Source organism: uncultured Aliiroseovarius sp. (assembly GCF_947492455.1).
Taxonomy (GTDB): Bacteria; Pseudomonadota; Alphaproteobacteria; order Rhodobacterales; family Rhodobacteraceae; genus Aliiroseovarius.
In genome coordinates, this window is record NZ_CANLNB010000006.1 from 100,676 (window position 1) to 117,619 (window position 16,944).

Annotated in this window: 16 protein-coding genes; 11 read left to right on the forward strand and 5 right to left on the reverse strand. The window is 59.6% G+C overall.

What is annotated here, in order from left to right:
- Window position 1: 1 nt before the first annotated feature.
- The 3 genes from choW to choX all read right to left on the reverse strand — a co-directional run bounded on the left by choW (window position 2) and on the right by choX (window position 2,460).
- Window positions 2-838, reverse strand: a complete 837-nt coding sequence (choW, locus tag Q0677_RS14430) for a choline ABC transporter permease subunit (RefSeq protein ID WP_298911210.1) — start codon at window positions 836-838, stop codon at window positions 2-4.
- A 3-nt stretch (window positions 839-841) separates the two neighbouring features.
- The gene (locus Q0677_RS14435) at window positions 842-1,456 is read right to left on the reverse strand and encodes a LysE family translocator (RefSeq protein ID WP_298911211.1); all 615 of its coding nucleotides are present in this window, start codon (window positions 1,454-1,456) and stop codon (window positions 842-844) included.
- 71 nt (window positions 1,457-1,527) lie between these two features.
- Entirely contained in the window at window positions 1,528-2,460 is a 933-nt protein-coding gene (gene choX / locus Q0677_RS14440; protein WP_298911213.1) for a choline ABC transporter substrate-binding protein, read from the reverse strand.
- A 186-nt stretch (window positions 2,461-2,646) separates the two neighbouring features.
- On the opposite strand from choX, the gene betI reads away from it, so the two are divergent.
- From betI to Q0677_RS14460, 4 genes are all read left to right on the forward strand, one after another.
- Window positions 2,647-3,228 (forward strand): transcriptional regulator BetI, encoded by a 582-nt coding sequence (gene betI, locus Q0677_RS14445; RefSeq protein ID WP_298911215.1) that lies wholly within the window; start codon window positions 2,647-2,649, stop codon window positions 3,226-3,228.
- Window positions 3,225-4,733: a choline-sulfatase gene (betC, locus tag Q0677_RS14450; protein WP_298911217.1), complete on the forward strand. Its 1,509-nt coding sequence runs from the start codon at window positions 3,225-3,227 to the stop codon at window positions 4,731-4,733. Before betI ends, betC begins: the two co-directional genes overlap by 4 nt.
- A gap of 22 nt (window positions 4,734-4,755) precedes the next feature.
- Window positions 4,756-6,411 carry a choline dehydrogenase gene (gene betA / locus Q0677_RS14455; protein ID WP_298911220.1) on the forward strand — a complete coding sequence of 552 codons (1,656 nt, stop codon included), beginning with the start codon at window positions 4,756-4,758 and terminating at the stop codon, window positions 6,409-6,411.
- Between the two features lie 82 nt (window positions 6,412-6,493).
- Window positions 6,494-6,733, forward strand: a complete 240-nt coding sequence (locus Q0677_RS14460; protein ID WP_298911222.1) for a YdcH family protein — start codon at window positions 6,494-6,496, stop codon at window positions 6,731-6,733.
- A gap of 77 nt (window positions 6,734-6,810) precedes the next feature.
- On the opposite strand, the gene Q0677_RS14465 is transcribed toward Q0677_RS14460, so the two are convergent.
- Window positions 6,811-8,214 carry a short-chain fatty acyl-CoA regulator family protein gene (locus Q0677_RS14465; protein ID WP_298911310.1) on the reverse strand — a complete coding sequence of 468 codons (1,404 nt, stop codon included), beginning with the start codon at window positions 8,212-8,214 and terminating at the stop codon, window positions 6,811-6,813.
- Between the two features lie 89 nt (window positions 8,215-8,303).
- The gene (locus tag Q0677_RS14470) at window positions 8,304-9,536 is read right to left on the reverse strand and encodes a multidrug effflux MFS transporter (RefSeq protein WP_298911224.1); all 1,233 of its coding nucleotides are present in this window, start codon (window positions 9,534-9,536) and stop codon (window positions 8,304-8,306) included.
- A gap of 198 nt (window positions 9,537-9,734) precedes the next feature.
- Between Q0677_RS14470 and Q0677_RS14475 the strand changes: the two genes are divergently transcribed.
- From Q0677_RS14475 to Q0677_RS14505, 7 genes are all read left to right on the forward strand, one after another.
- Entirely contained in the window at window positions 9,735-11,267 is a 1,533-nt protein-coding gene (locus tag Q0677_RS14475; RefSeq protein WP_298911226.1) for an acyl-CoA carboxylase subunit beta, read from the forward strand.
- 2 nt (window positions 11,268-11,269) lie between these two features.
- Window positions 11,270-11,740 (forward strand): DUF6497 family protein, encoded by a 471-nt coding sequence (locus tag Q0677_RS14480; protein ID WP_298911228.1) that lies wholly within the window; start codon window positions 11,270-11,272, stop codon window positions 11,738-11,740.
- A 14-nt stretch (window positions 11,741-11,754) separates the two neighbouring features.
- Window positions 11,755-12,105 carry a hypothetical protein gene (locus tag Q0677_RS14485; protein WP_298911311.1) on the forward strand — a complete coding sequence of 117 codons (351 nt, stop codon included), beginning with the start codon at window positions 11,755-11,757 and terminating at the stop codon, window positions 12,103-12,105.
- 334 nt (window positions 12,106-12,439) lie between these two features.
- A complete protein-coding gene (locus tag Q0677_RS14490) occupies window positions 12,440-12,646 on the forward strand; it encodes a hypothetical protein (protein WP_298911230.1) in 207 nt (68 codons plus the stop codon).
- 143 nt (window positions 12,647-12,789) lie between these two features.
- A complete protein-coding gene (locus Q0677_RS14495) occupies window positions 12,790-14,838 on the forward strand; it encodes an acetyl/propionyl/methylcrotonyl-CoA carboxylase subunit alpha (protein ID WP_298911231.1) in 2,049 nt (682 codons plus the stop codon).
- Window position 14,839: 1 nt separating this feature from the next.
- Window positions 14,840-16,396, forward strand: a complete 1,557-nt coding sequence (locus Q0677_RS14500) for a hypothetical protein (protein ID WP_298911233.1) — start codon at window positions 14,840-14,842, stop codon at window positions 16,394-16,396.
- Complete coding sequence (locus Q0677_RS14505) at window positions 16,393-16,908, forward strand: hypothetical protein (RefSeq protein WP_298911235.1); 516 nt, start codon at window positions 16,393-16,395, stop codon at window positions 16,906-16,908. The genes Q0677_RS14500 and Q0677_RS14505 overlap by 4 nt, the downstream gene beginning before the upstream one ends.
- Window positions 16,909-16,944 lie beyond the last annotated feature (36 nt).

Below are 16,944 nucleotides of genomic sequence, written 5' to 3' on the forward strand. Positions count from 1 at the left end.
ATTACGCCTCCCGTTCTACGCGCAGCATGCGATCAAGGGCGATGGCGACCGCCACAATGACCAGCCCGCTTTCAAAGCCCAGCGATGCGTTCACCGTGTTCAGGGCGCGCACCACCGGCACACCAAGGCCGTCTGCACCAACCAGGGCCGCGATGACGACCATCGACAGCGACAGCATGATGGTCTGGTTCAACCCGGTCATGATCTGCGGGAAGGCCGAGGGCAGCTCGATCTTCCACAGGGTCTGCATCCGGGTGGCGCCAAAGGCCTGTCCAGCCTCGGTTAGGGCTTTCGGCACTTGGCTGACGCCCAGTTGGGTCAGGCGGATTGGGGCCGGGATCACGAAGATGAAGGTCGCCACAAGGCCTGGCACCATGCCGATGCCAAACAGCACGATCATCGGGATCAGGTACACGAAGGTCGGGATCGTTTGCATCATGTCCAGAACCGGCAGGATCGCTTGGAAGAAGCGCGGGCGGTGGGCGGCGTAGATGCCGATCGGCACGCCAACGCCCATACAGAACAGGACCGAGAAGACGATCAGCGTCAGGCTTTCTGTGGTTTCTTCCCAATAGCCTTGGTTCAGCACGTAAAGGAAGCACAGCGCGACAACGGCGACGCGGCCCCAGCTACGCTGGATGTAGTAGGTCAGTGCACCCAGAAGTGCGACGATCAGCAGGGCGGGCGGGTATTGCAAGAGCCACAGGAACCCGTCGATCCCGTCACTCAGGACATCATCGACGAAGTCAAAGAAGGGGCCAAATGCGTCGGTCAGCCAGTCAAACCCATTCGAGATGGTTTTGCCGACCGGAATTTTGGTATCTGTCAGCCAGTCCACGTGTCAGTGCCTTTCATTAAGGGCCAGGGCAAGGCCAGAGAAGATCAGGAAGCCGCCGACGCCCTTGTTCAGGGTATGCAGGCGGTGCGGGGTTAGAAGGCCTTGGAAGCCTGCGCCAAATCCTGCGTAAAGTGCAACCGCAAGACATTCGAGCACCAGAAACAGCCCGCCAAGAAGCGCATATTGCGGGGCGAGCGGTTGGGCAAGGTCGGTGAATTGTGGGAAGAAAGCTGTGAAGATTGCGATGGCTTTCGGGTTGCCGATGGCGATCAGGAAGTCGCGGCGGATTAGCGCGGTAACCGGTTCATCCGATAGTGGCGTGGTTTCGGCCTGCGGTTTTGCACGCCACATGCGCCAGCCGACATAGATCAGATAGGCGGCGCCCGCGTATTTCACCGCGTTGAACGCAGCCTCCGAGGCAGCAAGAACTGCCCCCAGACCAATGCCCACAAGCAGGATCATCGCGGCAAAGGGCAGCATACGGCCCATGCCCCCAGCAAGCCCAACCAAAAGCCCGCGCCGCGCACCGTTCGAAAAGGCCAATACATTATTGGGCCCCGGCGCGATGTTCAGCGCGAAGCAGGCCGGAATGAACAGGGCGAGCGTGGCAAGTGTCATATCTGGTTCTTCAGGATGTCAAAACGAAACGCGCCGGGAGGATCCCCGGCGCGTTCCAAATTGTGTTGGGTTTACATGCCCAGCGAGGCTTTAACCGCGGCCACAGCATCGCCACCGTCTTTGGTGGTCACGCCGTCCAGCCATGCCATGTAGGCGTCGGGGTTGGCAGCCAGCCATGCTTTGGCAGCGTCAGCGGGATCTTGGCCGTCATTCAGGATGGCGCCCATGATCTCGTTTTCCATCGCCAGCGAGAAGCTGAGGTTTTGCAGCAACTTACCGGTGTTGGCGCATTCACTCACGTAGCCTGCACGGGTGTTGGTGTCGACCACGGCACCACCCAGGTTCGGGCCGAAGAAGTCGTCGCCGCCGGTCAGATAGGACATCTCGAAGTTGGCGTTCATCGGGTGGGGTTCCCAGCCCAGGAATACGATCGGCTCGCCTTTCTTATCGGCGCGGGCCACTTGGGCCAGCATGCCCTGTTCCGAGCTTTCAGCAACCTCGAAGCCTTCAAGGCCAAATGCGTTGCCGTCGATCATCGACTGGATCAGGCGGTTGCCGTCATTGCCCGGCTCGATGCCATAGATCTTGCCTTCCAGCGCGTCTGCTTGGGCCGCAATGTCAGCGAAATCCTTGATGCCCAGATCAGCGGCGGCCTTGTTCACGGCCAGCGTGTACTTGGCGCCTTCCAGGTTGGTGCGCACGGTGTCGACGGTGCCTGCCTCGCGATAGGGCGCGATGTCGGCTTCCATGGTGGGCATCCAGTTGCCCAGGAATACGTCAACGTCGCCTTCAGCAAGCGAGGTATAGGTTACCGGCACGGACAGGACCTTGATGTCGGTCTCATAGCCCAGAGCTTCCAGAACAACGGTGGTGGCCGCGGTGGTTGCGGTGATGTCTGTCCAGCCAACGTCCGAGAAGGTTACTTCGTCGCAGTGGCCATCAGCAAACGCGGTGGTGGCAACAGCCGACAGCGCGATGGCGGAAAGTGTGGATTTGAGTTTCATATGTTCGCTCCCTGTTTTTTTGGTGCGGTTTTGCTGGCCGGGGCCCGCATATGCAGACCACTCGGCGTGACCCTAACGCAGGTAGCGCAGGGGTGGAACCGGCTTCATTGGTGCAGACGGTGCTTTTTATTGATTGACGAGTCAATTAAAAAAAGCAACCCTGATGTACGCAAATCGGAGAGGCACATGCCAAAGCTGGGGATGGAACCCATACGGAAAGGCGCACTGGTGCAGGCCACGATCGATGAGATCGGCCGCGCTGGAAGTCTTGACGTGACCGTTACGCAGATCGCCAAGCGCGCTGGGGTGTCCAGCGCCTTGGCGCATCACTATTTCGGCGGGAAGGATCAGATTTTTCTGGCCGCGATGCGCCACATTCTGTCGGTCTATGGGGCGCAGGTGCGTGCTGCGGTGCTCGGGGCGAAGACCCCACGCGAGCGGGTTGAGGCGATTATTCGTGCGAACTTCGAAGCGGGAAACTTCCGCCCCGAGGTGATCAGCGCCTGGCTGAATTTCTACGTGATGTCTCAAAGCAATGACGGTGCACGGCGGCTTCTCCGCGTCTATCAGCACCGACTGCATTCGAACCTCGTCTACGACCTGCGCCCCTTGGTGGGGGAAGACGCACACGAGGTTGCGGATACGCTCGCCGCGATGATCGACGGGCTCTATATCCGCCACGCCCTTCGTGAAGAAACCCCAAGTGGCAAACGCGCCTGTGACCGCGTTCTGGCCTGCCTTGATATCATTTTGGAGACCTACGCATGACCTCCCCGAATATCCTGATCATCATGGTGGATCAGCTGAATGGCACGCTGTTCCCGGATGGCCCGGCAGACTGGCTGCATGCGCCGAATCTGAAGAAACTGGCCGCGCGATCGGTTCGTTTCCAGAATACCTATACTGCCAGCCCGCTGTGCGCGCCGGGCCGGGCCAGCTTCATGTCGGGCCTGCTGCCGCGTCGCACCAAGGTTTATGACAACGCGGCCGAGTTTGCCTCGGATATTCCGACCTATGCCCACCATTTGCGCCGCGCGGGATACCAGACCGCGCTGTCGGGCAAGATGCACTTTGTCGGACCCGACCAGATGCACGGGTTCGAGGAACGCCTGACCACCGATATCTACCCCGCCGATTTCGGTTGGACGCCGGACTATCGCAAACCCGGCGAGCGGATCGACTGGTGGTATCATAATATGGGGTCCGTGACCGGGGCAGGGGTCGCCGAGATCTCGAACCAGATGGAGTATGATGACGAGGTGGCGTACAACGCCTGCGCCAAGCTCTATGACCTAGCGCGCGGTCACGATGAGCGCCCGTGGTGCCTGACCGTTAGCTTTACTCACCCACATGACCCCTATGTGGCACGGCGCAAGTATTGGGACCTCTACGAGGATTGCGAGCATTTGCTGCCCAAGGTTCCGGCGTGGGACTATGAAGATCACGACCCCCACGCACAGCGGATTTTCGACGCCAATGACTGGCGCAATTTCGACATCACCGAAGAAGACATCCGCCGCTCGCGCCGCGCCTATTTCGCCAATATTTCCTATCTAGACGACAAAGTCGGCGAGATGCTGGATATCCTCGAAAGCACCCGGCAAGAGGCCATCATCATGTTCGTGTCCGACCACGGCGACATGCTGGGCGAGCGCGGGTTGTGGTTCAAAATGAACTTCTATGAAGGCTCGGCGCGGGTGCCGCTGATGATCTCGGCACCGGGAATGGAGCCGGGCCTGATCGAGGCGCCTGTCTCGACGCTGGATGTGACGCCGACGCTGGCCGAACTGGCGGGCATTTCGCTGGACGAAGTGAAGCCGTGGGTCGATGGAGAGAGCCTTGTGTCGCTGGCGAATGGTGCCGAGCGTACCAGCCCCGTGGCGATGGAATACGCGGCAGAGGCGTCCTATGCGCCGCTCGTGTCGCTGCGTTATGGCAAGTGGAAGTATAACCGCTGCGCGCTGGACCCCGATCAGCTGTTTGATCTGGAGGCTGACCCGCACGAGCTGGTCAATCTGGCCGGCGATCCGGCGCATGAAGGCACGCTGAATTCGCTGCGGGCGAAGTCGGAAGCGCGCTGGGATCTGGACGCCTATGACAACGAGGTCCGCGAAAGCCAGGCCCGCCGCTGGGTGGTCTACGAGGCACTGCGCAACGGTGCGTATTTCCCGTGGGATTACCAGCCGCTGCGCAAGGCGTCCGAGCGCTATATGCGCAACCACATGAACCTCGACAATGTTGAAGAAAACGCTCGCTTCCCCCGTGGCGAGTAACCCCTGATCTGACGGAAAAACAATGCAAGCAGAATATATCATCGTTGGCGCTGGCAGCGCAGGATGCGCAATGGCGTATCGGCTGGCGGAAGCAGGCAAGCGGGTGCTGGTGATCGAACACGGCGGCACCGATGCTGGGCCATTCATCCAGATGCCGGCGGCGCTGAGCTATCCGATGAACATGAAGACCTATGACTGGGGCTTCCAGACCGAGCCCGAGCCGCATCTGGCGGGCCGCACGCTGGTGACCCCGCGTGGCAAGGTCGTGGGCGGGTCCAGCTCGATCAACGGGATGGTTTATGTGCGCGGCCACGCGAAGGACTTTGATCATTGGGCCGAACAGGGCGCCGATGGCTGGTCCTATGCCGACGTGCTGCCGTACTTCAAACGGCAGGAAAGCTGGCATGACAGCGGCCACGGCGGTGATCCGGATTGGCGCGGCAAGGATGGTCCGCTGCATGTGACCCGCGGCCCGCGCAAAAACCCGCTTTTCCACGCCTTTGTCGAGGCTGGGAAGCAAGCCGGATACGAAGTCACCGACGACTATAACGGCCAGAAGCAGGAAGGCTTCGGCCCGATGGAGCAGACCGTCTGGCAGGGCCGTCGCTGGTCGGCGGCGAATGCCTATTTGAAACCTGCTCTGCAACGCGAGAATTGCGAACTCATCCGCGCCTTCGCCCGCAAAGTGGTCATCGAAGATGGTCGCGCGGTTGGCGTTGAAGTGGAGCGCGGCGGCAAGATCGAAGTGATCCGCGCCGAGGCCGAGGTGATCATCGCCGCAAGCTCGATCAACTCTCCGAAGCTTCTGATGCTCTCGGGGATCGGACCCGCGGCGCATCTGAAAGAACACGGGATCGAGGTTGTCGTCGACCGTCCCGGCGTCGGGCAGAACCTGCAGGACCACCTTGAGGTCTATATGCAGTACGCCTCGAAACAGCCGATTACGCTCTATCGCTATTGGAACCTTGTCTGGAAGGGCATTCTGGGCGCGCAGTGGCTGTTCACCAAGACCGGTCTGGGCGCGTCGAACCAGTTCGAAAGTGCCGCCTTCATTCGCTCGAAGGCGGGCGTCGAATACCCGGACATCCAGTATCACTTCCTGCCGATTGCCGTGCGCTATGACGGGCAGGCAGCGGCGGAAGGCCACGGGTTCCAAGCCCATACCGGCCCGATGCGCTCGCCCTCGCGCGGGGAAATCACGCTGAAATCGGCGGACCCGAAAGATGCCCCGCGCATCTTCTTCAACTACATGTCGACCGAGCAAGACTGGGAAGACTTCCGCACCTGTATCCGCCTGACGCGCGAGATCTTCTCGCAACCTGCGTTCGAGCCTTTCGTGAAGTTCGAGATCCAGCCGGGTAACGCGCTGCAAACGGATGACGAGATCGACAGCTTCATTCGTGAACACGCCGAAAGCGCCTATCACCCCTGCGGGACCTGTAAGATCGGGCGCGCGGATGATCCGATGGCGGTGGTTGATCCCGAGATGCGCGTGATCGGCGTGGACGGGCTGCGGGTCGCCGACAGTTCGACCTTCCCGCGTATCACCAACGGCAACCTGAACGGGCCGTCGATCATGGTGGGCGAGAAAGCCTCGGACCACATTCTGGGCCGCCGTCTTCCGTCTGCGAATGACGAGCCGTGGATCCATCCGGATTGGCAAAATTCGCAACGATGAACGTGTGATTTGATCCCTGTCAAAGCGGGGGGCGTTTGCTGGACGCAAACTCCCTCTGACTTTAGACGAAGGAGACACGCGAATGTCACACACCCCGCATGAACTGGGCGAAGAATTCCCGGAATACGCCGAGAAAATGAGCGAAATGAAGCAAGCAGATGCGCATTTCTCGAAGCTGGCGGACGAGTATCACGAGGTGAACCGTGCGATTCACCGTGCCGAAACAAATGTTGAGCCGACTGACCAGTTCAACGAAGAAGACATGCGCAAAAAACGCGCTGCTTTGAAGGACGAAATCTATCGGATGCTGTCGGCTGCGTAAGCGCCACCATCACGAGGGACAGAAGGCCGGGCATTGCCCGGCCTTTTCTATTGCGCTGTAAGGGGGCGAAAATCCGGTTATCTTGAAATCTCGTAAGGAAGTGTTCCGCGCGAATAGGGATCGACCTGCAATTTGCGCTCAAGGGGGGGGACCGAGCGCTGGTGGCACAGCTGCCGTTCGCAGATCCGGCACGAGATCCCGATGGGTTCATAGGCAGCGTCGTTCGAGACATCGAAATCATCCGCATAGACCAAGGCGCCGGCGTGTTTCACCTCGCAACCCAGCCCGATGGCGTAACGGCGTACGGGTGCATCGAAACTGCCGCCGGATTTGGTGACGTTTCGCGCCAGACAGAAGTAGCGCACGCCATCCGGGGTCTGCGCCAGTTGGCGCAGGAAACGTCCCGGCGTTTCAAAGGCTTGGTGGACATTCCACAGGGGGCAGGCACCGCCGAAACGGGCAAACTGTAGGCGCGTGGCCGAGTGGCGTTTGGTGATCGTGCCGGCCTGATCTACGCGCACGAAAAAGAAGGGAATGCCCTTCGATCCGGGACGCTGCAAGGTGGACAGACGGTGGGCGATTTGTTCGATCGACGCGCCGAAGCGATCGGCCAGCCGTTCAAGGTCGTGGCGGGTCTCGTGGGCGGCGGCAAGAAACTGCTCATAGGGCAGAAGGGCGGCGCCTGCAAAGTAGTTCGCAAGCCCTAGCTTGGCGATGGCGCGGGCCTCGTCCGTCTGGAAACGCGCGAAATCCAGCGTGGCTTCCAGCAGCGCGTCTTGCGTCAGAAGCGCCACCTGCATCAGGAGCTGGAATTCCTGCGTCGCGCGTGGCGGGCGGGTCGACAGGGTCAGTTCCCTCCGCTCGACGTCATAGCTGCGCACCTTGTCCACATCCTCGCGGATCAAGGTGATGCCGCGGTCGCTGAGCACCGTTTCAGCCATCGCGGCCTGATCCAGACCACGGGCTTTGCCGGTCTGCGCAAAATGTTCCGCCGCGCGGTCCACTGCATCAATATAGTTGTCGCAGTAATGGAAGAAGTCGCGCACCTCGTCCCACGGGCTGGCTTGGTTTGGGGTGTCATCGGCGCCAATTTCTTGATCCATCGAGGCCAGACGCTCGTGGCCCAGCCGGTAGGCGCGATGCAGCTCCAGAAGCGCGTGGGCGAGGGCCGGGGCGTTCGACGCCGCCAATCGCAAATCTGCCAGCGGAGGGATGTCCGAGAACACTGGGTCCGCGAACGCCTCGCGCATGTCTGTCACCAGCCGTTCCGCGTCGCCGGTCGACAGCTCGGCCACGTCAAAGCCAAACTCCTGCGCCAGCGCCAACACCACGCCCGTCGACACAGGGCGGTTGTTGTTTTCCATCTGGTTAAGATAGGGCAGGCTGACGCCCAGCTTTTCGGCAAAAGCTTTCTGGGTCAGGTTCAGGCGGGACCGGATTTCCCTAAGTTTTACACCGGCATAGAGTTTCTGCGTGGCCATTGCGTTGCTCACCAAACTCGCTTTGCAAATTTCGTCATCTTTCCGAGTATCATTTGCAAACCACTCGGGTCAAAGATATTCGGCGGTTCTTAGGATACGCCAAGTCGTCGCTCGCGGCGGATCACGCCCAGCATCGTGACCACGGCCAGCACGGCCGAGCCAAGCATCACCCACAAAAGCGGCATGGGCGACATGCCATCGCCCAAGGCAAACCCGGCAAAGGCCGACACGCCTGCACCGCCGACCATCATCAAAGTCCCGCTCAGTCCAATCGCACTGCCAGCCAACTCGGGGCGGACGCTCATGATCCCTGCATTGGCCGATGGCAGCGTCAGGCCGTTGCCCACACCAACCAGAATCATCGCGCCGAAGAAGATGTATTCTGATCCGCCGCCGATGGCGAAGATCAGCATTGCGGCGATCATGCCGAACGCTGTGATCAGCGCGCCGCCAAAGATCATGCGGATCATGCCGACCCGGACGGCATATCGCCCGGACAGAAAGTTCCCGACGAAATACCCTGCGGCAGGTGCGCCAAAGAAATAGCCAAGACGCGACGGCGTCATTCCATAGATTTCGCTACCCACATAGGGTGCGCCGCCCAAATAGGCAAAGAACGCGCCCGAGGTCAGGGTCGCAGTCAGGCAATAGCCCCAGTATCGGGGCGAGGTCAGCAAGGCAGGGTAGGCGCGAAACTGGGCGGCAAAGCCGTCGAATTGCCGTGGGGCGGTTTCGCCCATATCGCGCCACAGAAGTGTCAGGGCAAGCAGGCCGGTCAGGCTTTGCATCCAGAAGCTGGCTTTCCATCCGTAATGCTGGTCTAGCAGGCCGCCCAGGCTTGGGGCCAGCATTGGAACCACGGACATGCCCATCGTAACATAGCCAATCATCGACGCGGCCTGATCGCCGGGAACCATGTCGCGAATGGCGGCGCGTGACAGCACCATGCCGACCGCAACCGTGGCCTGCATCATGCGAAACGCTAGGAAGGTGTACACATCCGGTGCGGCAAGGCAGCCGAAGGTGGCGAGGATATAGATCGCAAAGCCGGACATGATGATAGGGCGGCGCCCGTACCTGTCCGAAAGCGGGCCGACCACAAGCTGCAACGCGCCGTTCATGAACAGATACAGCGCGACGGACAGTTGGATCAGGTGGTAGTCCGCTTGAAAATGGCGTGCCATGCCGGGTAGCGAGGGCAGGAAGATGTTCATCGACACCGCCGCCATCGCGGCCACAAAGGTCAGCGTAAACAAGCTGGGCGGTGTAGAGGGATCCAGAAAGCGGTTGGCTTGTGCTGGGTTGACATCTTTGGGTTGCATGAGACAGAGCTAATCCCAGCATCACGGGCTGTCCAGCCGTTTTGCTGGGGGTGAGTGGGCGCGCGGGATTGTGTGCGGATTTTGCACATTTGCAATTTGCACAAGCGTACTTGCATTTTATTTGCAAATTCGCCCCTTTTTGCTTTCCGCAACGGCGAGGTCGCGTTAGTTTGCGGCGAAATCAAGGAGTGCCGCCACATGAAAGATATTCTCCAAGAACTTGAGAGCCGCCGCGAGAAAGCCCGCCTTGGGGGCGGTCAGCGTCGGATCGACAGCCAGCACAAGAAGGGCAAGCTGACCGCGCGCGAGCGCGTCGAGCTCTTGCTGGATGAGGACTCGTTTGAAGAGTTCGACATGTTCAAAACCCACCGCTGCACCGAGTTCGGCATGGAAGCCGACAAGCCCGCAGGCGACGGTGTTATCACCGGTTGGGGCACGATTAACGGCCGTATGGTCTATGTGTTCTCGCAGGACTTCACCGTGTTCGGTGGCTCGCTGTCGGAAACCCACGCTGAAAAGATCTGCAAGATCATGGATATGGCGATGCAGAACGGCGCGCCTGTGATCGGCATCAACGATTCGGGTGGTGCACGTATTCAAGAAGGCGTTGCCTCGCTTGCTGGTTACGCTGAAGTGTTCCAGCGCAACATCATGGCCTCGGGCGTGGTGCCGCAGATCTCGGTGATCATGGGCCCGTGTGCTGGTGGTGCTGTGTATTCGCCCGCCATGACCGACTTCATCTTCATGGTGAAAGACAGCTCGTACATGTTCGTCACCGGTCCCGACGTTGTGAAAACCGTGACCAACGAAGTGGTCACTGCCGAGGAGCTTGGCGGCGCCTCGACTCACACCAAGAAGTCTTCGGTCGCCGATGGCGCGTTCGAGAACGACGTGGAAGCCCTGTCGGAAGTCCGCCGTCTGGTCGACTTCCTGCCGCTGAACAACCGCGACAAAGCGCCGGTTCGTCCGTTCTTCGACGATCCTGCCCGCGTGGATGACAGCCTGGACACCCTGATCCCGGACAACCCGAACTCGCCCTATGACATGAAAGAGCTGATCACCAAGCTTGGTGACGAGGGCGACTTCTTCGAGATCCAGGAAGACTACGCCAAGAACATCATCACCGGTTACATTCGCCTGGAAGGGCAGACCGTGGGTGTTGTGGCCAACCAGCCGATGGTTCTGGCCGGCTGTCTGGACATCGACAGCTCGCGCAAAGCTGCTCGCTTTGTTCGCTTCTGTGACGCGTTTGAAATTCCGATCCTGACGCTGGTCGACGTGCCGGGCTTCCTGCCGGGCACCAGCCAGGAATATGGCGGCGTGATCAAGCACGGCGCGAAGCTGCTGTTCGCTTACGGCGAAGCCACCGTGCCGAAAGTTACGCTGATCACCCGTAAAGCTTACGGTGGTGCCTATGACGTTATGGCGTCCAAGCACCTGCGCGGCGACTTCAACTACGCTTGGCCGACGGCTGAAATCGCGGTTATGGGCGCAAAAGGCGCGACCGAGATCCTGTACCGTTCGGAACTGGACGATGCCGAGAAGATCGCGCAGCGTACGCAGGACTATGAAGACCGCTTTGCCAACCCGTTCGTGGCTGCCGAGCGTGGCTTCATCGACGAGGTTATCCAGCCGCGTTCGTCGCGTCGCCGGATCAGCCGCGCGTTTGCCTCGCTGCGTGGTAAGAAGCTGCAGAACCCCTGGAAGAAGCACGACAATATTCCGCTGTGATCATGGGTCGCACGGCGGGATATACGGGCCCGCGTGGCCTGACCGGGGTGGCAGCTGCCGCTGCCACCCTGGCCCTATCCCTGACCGTGCCCGCGTCCGTTGCAGCGGCGCAAGAAGACTGGTTTGACGGTGCACCGCTAAAGGTTCCGTCAGGCCAAACCGTCACCCTGCTTGAGGTCAATCAGCAGGACGGCAATCAAGAGGAATCGGCGATCCATGTCCGGTTTCTCGCGCCCGAGATTTCCCGCAACACGGGACGTATAGATTTCTCGCAGGCGGAAGAGGATATGGCCGTGATTTGTCAGGACTACGTGCTGCCGCACCTGTCCCGGCTCACGGAAACAGAGCCAGAGCAGATCGTGATCGTTCTGGCAGATCGTTGGGTCGAGTTCGGCGTCTCTGACATGGACGCGACCCAGTTTTTCGAAGCTTTCCGCCCCGAAGACGGGGCGTGTGTATGGGACGGGTTCTGATGGCACTGCCTTATATGTTGAAGCACAAAGGCTTCCCCGGGCGACTAACGGGGACCGACTATCAGTTTGTTATTCGCCGTGCCAGCAAGACGGGTGCGACGAAGCTTGCCGCCCGCGAACGTTACGCAGACCGCAAACCGGCAGATCGGCGTGCAGATATCGGCTTTATGAAGGCGCTGTGGGATTATTTCGGCGACCAGCCGTTTGAACGCGGAAATCTGGATGCCGGACGCCTGTCGTGGCTCTTTGAACGCGAGGTTCTGCCTGCGCAGGATCCCTTTGATCCCGAAGACTATGAAGCCCTTCTTGTGATCGATGAAGCCCGTGCGCGGGCCTCGTTCCCGGATGCGTTCGAGGAACAATAGGCATGAATTCGCCCGCATTGAACACCAATTGGCAAAAAACAGCCCAACCGGATGCAACGCGTCTGGAGGGGTCTTGCGCGGGCCGTCGTTCATGCCAACATGATACACACGCAGAGAGCAAATCCCCGTTCTCTGCAATGGTTTGTCGAAACCATTACCCTTCCCCTTCTTCTACCCGGTTCAGTGCATTTGCCTCTGAACCGGGCCTTTTTTCACCCGGTGCAAGCCGGTCGCATGATGCCCGGCGTCGTGGGTCGCGAAAATTCGACTTGGGTACCTTGTGCAAACGGGGCAGAATGACTGCAAGAAACCACTCTGAAAGAGGCAGTCTTACATGCAGTACAAATCGCTTATCGCAGGGGCGCTTGCCTTTGCCATGCTGGCAGGATGCCAGTGGAACGACCTTGAACGCGCCGGTGTCGGTGCGGCGACAGGTGCCGTGGTCGCAAGTGCAACCAATGGCAGTGTTCTCACCGGAGCCGTCATCGGCGCAGGCGCAGGTGCGCTGTGCGACGACTTGGGCGTCGGTATCTGCAACTGATCTGAAATTCTCTGGCTCCGCTGACAGCGGATCCTCCACGCACAATCGGCCTGCCGAGACCTTTGGTTTCGGCGGGCTTTTCTATGTCAATCAGCGGGACACTCTGCCGTGTCGCGCCCTCACATGAATCGAAAGGACAGGACATGTTCAACAAGATCCTGATTGCGAACCGAGGCGAGATCGCTTGCCGCGTGATCAAGACAGCCCGCAAAATGGGCATCAAGACGGTGGCAATCTATTCGGATGCCGACCGGAATGCGCTTCATGTGAAAATGGCCGACGAAGCCGTTCACATCGGCCCGCCCCCGGCGAACCAGTCGTATATCGTCATCGACAAGGTCATGCAGGCCATCAAGGACACCGGCGCCGAGGCTGTGCACCCCGGTTACGGCTTCCTGTCGGAAAACTCGAAATTCGCCGAGGCGCTTGAAGCCGCTGGCGTTGCCTTCGTTGGCCCACCCAAAGGCGCCATTGAAGCCATGGGCGACAAGATCACCTCGAAAAAGATCGCTCAGGACGCCGAAGTGTCGACCGTTCCCGGTTACATGGGCCTGATCGAAGACGCGGACGAAGCCGTGAAGATCTCGAACGAGATCGGCTACCCGGTAATGATCAAAGCCTCGGCCGGTGGCGGCGGTAAAGGGATGCGGATCGCGTGGAACGACGAAGAGGCCCGCGAAGGCTTCCAGTCGTCCAAGAACGAAGCTGCCAACAGCTTTGGTGACGATCGTATCTTCATCGAGAAGTTCGTGACCCAGCCGCGTCACATCGAAATTCAGGTTCTGTGCGACGCGCATGGCAACGGCATTTATCTGAACGAACGTGAATGCTCGATCCAGCGTCGTAACCAGAAAGTTGTGGAAGAAGCCCCGTCGCCCTTCCTGGACGAAGCCACCCGTAAAGCCATGGGTGAACAGTCGGTCGCACTGGCCAAAGCCGTGGGCTATACCTCGGCCGGTACGGTGGAATTCATCGTTGATGGCGACAAGAACTTCTACTTCCTGGAAATGAACACCCGCCTGCAGGTGGAACACCCCGTGACCGAGCTGATCACCGGTGTCGACCTTGTGGAACAGATGATCCGCGTCGCCAATGGCGAGCCGCTGTCGATCACGCAGGACGATGTGGGCATCAATGGCTGGTCCATTGAAAACCGCGTCTACGCAGAAGACCCCTATCGTAACTTCCTGCCGTCGATCGGTCGCCTGACCCGCTATCGTCCGCCCGCAGAAATTGCGGCTGGTCCGATGCAGGCCAACGGCAAATGGGCTGATGAAGCCATCGAAGGCACCAACTTTGCAGTACGTAACGATACCGGCGTCTATGAAGGCGGCGAGATCTCGATGTACTACGACCCGATGATCGCCAAGCTGTGTACTTGGGCACCGACCCGGAACGAAGCCATCGAAGCCATGCGCAACGCGCTGGACGGGTTCGAACTGGAAGGCATCGGTCACAACCTGCCCTTCGTGTCGGCTGTGATGGATCACCCGATCTTCATGAAAGGCGAGATGACCACCGCCTTCATCGAAGAGCAGTATCCCGACGGGTTCGAAGGTGTAGAGCTGAGCACCGACGCGCTGCGTCGCATCGCTGCTTCGGCGGCTGCCATGTACCGCGTCGCTGAAATCCGCCGCACCCGTATCTCGGGCCGTATGGACAACCACGAGCGTAAAGTGGGCAAGAACTGGGTCGTGACCCTTCAGGGCGAAGAGTTCGCTGTGAAGATCAAGGCCGACAAGAAAGGCTCGACCATCAAGTTCGAAGACGGCACCAAAATGCGCGTCTCCTCGGATTGGACGCCGGGCGACAGCCTTGCCACGCTGGACGTGGATGGCTCGCCGCTGGTGCTGAAGGTGGACAAGATCACCTCGGGCTTCCGTATGCGCTCGCGGGGTGCTGACCTGAAGGTGCATGTCCGCACCCCGCGTCAGGCTGAACTTGCCCGCTTGATGCCGGAAAAACTGCCGCCGGATACCTCGAAAATGCTGCTCTGCCCGATGCCGGGTCTGGTGGTGAAGGTCGACGTGGAAGTCGGTCAGGAAGTTCAGGAAGGTCAGGCGCTCTGCACGATCGAAGCCATGAAAATGGAGAACATCCTGCGCGCCGAGAAGAAGGGCATCGTGTCCAAGATCAACGCAGGCGCAGGCGACAGCCTTGCCGTTGACGAAGTGATCATGGAGTTCGAATAAAATGATCGATGCACGTCATCGTACCCTGTCAGGGGCGCCGCAGATCGCGGCGTCTCTGCTTTTGGTTTCGGGACTATATCTCATTTACCAGTTGATGGCCTATGCCAGGGCAGGTGCGTTCGAGTTCCCCTTGGATGACGTGTACATACACCTTGCCATGTCCGAGCAGATTGCTGCAGGAGGCTATGGCGTTAACGCAGGCGAATATACTTCGGCTGCGTCTTCTCCTTTATATCCCTTCTTGTTGGTGCCGTTCGCTGGAACCGTGGGGCAGATTTGGGTCGTGGTCCTCTGGAACATCTTCGCGATGGTCGCTGCGACGATCTTGTGGGTCCGGATCGTGTTGGATGCGGTGACCGACAAGAAATGGGCTTGGGGGCTGGCGTTGCTCGGACCGCTTGCTTTCAACCTTGCGGGTCTCACGATGGTTGCGATGGAGCATATGCTGCACGTCTTGACCGTCATGGTCGTGTTGAGGGGCATGCAGATTTACCTGCGCGATGGGCGTGTGACCTGGCTTCTGTTCGTCGGAACGGCGCTTGGGGTTATGTTCCGGTTTGAGGGTCTTGCTGTCTCTGGTGGCGTTGCGCTTATCTTGGCGATGACGGGTCGCTGGAAAGCGGGTGGCGCGCTGTTTGCACTGTCTGCGCTGCTGGCTGGCGCTTACATGGCCTTTCTAGTGTCACTGGGCCTTGAGCCTCTTCCAAACTCGGTCATGGCCAAGATTGCTGGACCAACGGGTAGCCCCGATTTTGCGCTCGAGAATATGCTGATCAAGCTGATGGTGCAGTTGCGCAGCTATACTGCCATTGCAATGGCGGTGGTCGTGATCATCGCGGCCACGATGATGTTGCGCGTGTGGCGCTCGGCCCCTCAGACGCGGGCGGTTCTGGCGGGTTTGGTTTTTGCCGGTGTGGCGCAGCTTCTATTGGGGCAATTCGGGTATTTTCATCGCTATGAACTCTACGCGATGAGCTTTGTCTTCGGGTTGTTACTGCTCGTTGTGTTTACGCGGGATGATTTTGCCACCTTGCGCACGTTATTTCTTGTGGGTTTGCTGTTTTTGACCGGGAACTATTCGAACTGGATGTTCAGGTATGGAACCTGGTGCACAGCAGGCATTCTGGCGCAGCACCGCAATGCCAGCACCTTTGTGAAAGACTATTGGAATAAACCCATCGCTGTGAACGACTTGGGCTTTGTGGCCTGGGGCAATCCAAACTATGTCTTGGATCTGTGGGGGCTGGCTTCCTACAAGGCGCTCACCACCCGGATGGATACCCCGTATGAGGGCTGGGCCGGTGACCTTACCGACGAAGCTGGTATCGACCTTGCGATTGTCTATGACCGTTGGTTCAAGGATGGGCTGGGCAAGAACTGGGTGAAAGTTGGCACGCTGCGCTACAAGTATAACATTGCCTTTTTGGGCGGACGCAGCGTGTCTTACTATGCGACGTCGCCGGAAGCCGCCCCAGAATTGCGTCGCCTGATCGCCGAGTTTGCACCCAACGTTGTCGGGCCTGCTGAGATGTGGGTCGAACCAAAGGGGCAGGAATGATTGCCGCACGCATAGCGGCTGGGGGTGCAGTGGCCTGCCTGATCAGCCTGACCGCCTGCAACTTGCATGGCGAAGCCGATTTGCGTGCGACCCTTGGGAAATATTTCACGCTGGGCGATACGCTGTCCTTTGAAAGCAAGATGACCTGCACAGCCGCCGTGTTCCGCGCGGCGCTGAACGACGTTAAGCCCGGCATGCCGCTGGCCGCGACAAGCGTTGAAGCGCAAGAGCTGTTCCGCGCCTCGGGCAAGGCCGCTCTGCGCGCAGACGGGCAGACACCGCATGACCTGACGGATGAGATGCTGACGTCTGAAGACGGTGCCTTTGGCCGTCAGGCGCTGGCCGCTGCTGCGCTGGTCGGGAAATGCCTGTCGGATGCGGACAGCAAAGACTTCCGCCGCGCCCTAACGCGGCCCGGTGCGACCATCGCCTATGACACTGGGGTGCAGGGGGTCATGATCCTCGATCCCGTTGAACGAAAACTCTTTTTTGCCGCCGGAGATCCCCTGTGATCCGCGGCCCGGAACCAGCCTGCGCTGAGAGGCGCA

What these genes read in the sequence shown, in the direction of transcription:
- Q0677_RS14435 (WP_298911211.1), bottom strand. Translation starts at nt 1,456, where the DNA reads ATGACACTTGCCACGCTCGCCCTGTTCATTCCGGCCTGCTTCGCGCTG.
- choX (WP_298911213.1), bottom strand. Translation starts at nt 2,460, where the DNA reads ATGAAACTCAAATCCACACTTTCCGCCATCGCGCTGTCGGCTGTTGCC.
- betI (WP_298911215.1), top strand. Translation starts at nt 2,647, where the DNA reads ATGCCAAAGCTGGGGATGGAACCCATACGGAAAGGCGCACTGGTGCAG.
- betC (WP_298911217.1), top strand. Translation starts at nt 3,225, where the DNA reads ATGACCTCCCCGAATATCCTGATCATCATGGTGGATCAGCTGAATGGC.
- betA (WP_298911220.1), top strand. Translation starts at nt 4,756, where the DNA reads ATGCAAGCAGAATATATCATCGTTGGCGCTGGCAGCGCAGGATGCGCA.
- Q0677_RS14460 (WP_298911222.1), top strand. Translation starts at nt 6,494, where the DNA reads ATGTCACACACCCCGCATGAACTGGGCGAAGAATTCCCGGAATACGCC.
- Q0677_RS14465 (WP_298911310.1), bottom strand. Translation starts at nt 8,214, where the DNA reads ATGGCCACGCAGAAACTCTATGCCGGTGTAAAACTTAGGGAAATCCGG.
- Q0677_RS14470 (WP_298911224.1), bottom strand. Translation starts at nt 9,536, where the DNA reads ATGCAACCCAAAGATGTCAACCCAGCACAAGCCAACCGCTTTCTGGAT.
- Q0677_RS14475 (WP_298911226.1), top strand. Translation starts at nt 9,735, where the DNA reads ATGAAAGATATTCTCCAAGAACTTGAGAGCCGCCGCGAGAAAGCCCGC.
- Q0677_RS14480 (WP_298911228.1), top strand. Translation starts at nt 11,270, where the DNA reads ATGGGTCGCACGGCGGGATATACGGGCCCGCGTGGCCTGACCGGGGTG.
- Q0677_RS14485 (WP_298911311.1), top strand. Translation starts at nt 11,755, where the DNA reads ATGTTGAAGCACAAAGGCTTCCCCGGGCGACTAACGGGGACCGACTAT.
- Q0677_RS14490 (WP_298911230.1), top strand. Translation starts at nt 12,440, where the DNA reads ATGCAGTACAAATCGCTTATCGCAGGGGCGCTTGCCTTTGCCATGCTG.
- Q0677_RS14495 (WP_298911231.1), top strand. Translation starts at nt 12,790, where the DNA reads ATGTTCAACAAGATCCTGATTGCGAACCGAGGCGAGATCGCTTGCCGC.
- Q0677_RS14500 (WP_298911233.1), top strand. Translation starts at nt 14,840, where the DNA reads ATGATCGATGCACGTCATCGTACCCTGTCAGGGGCGCCGCAGATCGCG.
- Q0677_RS14505 (WP_298911235.1), top strand. Translation starts at nt 16,393, where the DNA reads ATGATTGCCGCACGCATAGCGGCTGGGGGTGCAGTGGCCTGCCTGATC.